This is a genomic window from Lacrimispora amygdalina (genome assembly GCF_003432035.1).
In the GTDB taxonomy this organism is placed as follows: Bacteria; Bacillota; Clostridia; order Lachnospirales; family Lachnospiraceae; genus Lacrimispora; species Lacrimispora amygdalina.
Genome location: NZ_QOHO01000169.1, coordinates 1 through 562 on the forward strand (window position 1 = coordinate 1; position 562 = coordinate 562).

Annotated in this window: 1 protein-coding gene; it reads left to right on the top strand. The window is 57.7% G+C overall.

The window, feature by feature from the left end; translation table 11 throughout:
• A partial coding sequence (locus DS742_RS29710; RefSeq protein WP_147325911.1) for a tail assembly protein occupies positions 1-402 on the top strand: 402 nt, incomplete at its 5' end.
• Positions 403-562 lie beyond the last annotated feature (160 nt).

Here is a 562-nt window from a genome sequence, read left to right on the forward strand (position 1 = left end):
GTTCCCAGAGTCGCCGGGGCCAAGTCAGGGGGCGTATTCCAGAGTGTCCTGGGGGCTGCCGCCATTGCCGGATCATTCTTTACCGCCGGAGCCACCCTTGCAGCATGGGGGGCAGCCATTGGGGCCGGTGGTATGACCGGCATCCTGTTTTCTCTCGGTGCCAGTATGGTGCTCGGTGGTGTGGCGCAGATGCTGGCACCGAAAGCCAGAACTCCCCGTATACAGACAACGGATAACGGTAAGCAGAACACCTATTTCTCCTCACTGGATAACATGGTTGCCCAGGGCAATGTTCTGCCTGTTCTGTACGGGGAAATGCGCGTGGGGTCACGCGTGGTTTCTCAGGAGATCAGCACGGCAGACGAAGGGGACGGTGGTCAGGTTGTGGTGATTGGTCGCTGATGCAAAATGTTTTATGTGAAACCGCCTGCGGGCGGTTTTGTCATTTATGGAGCGTGAGGAATGGGTAAAGGAAGCAGTAAGGGGCATACCCCGCGCGAAGCGAAGGACAACCTGAAGTCCACGCAGTTGCTGAGTGTGATCGATGCCATCAGCGAAGGGC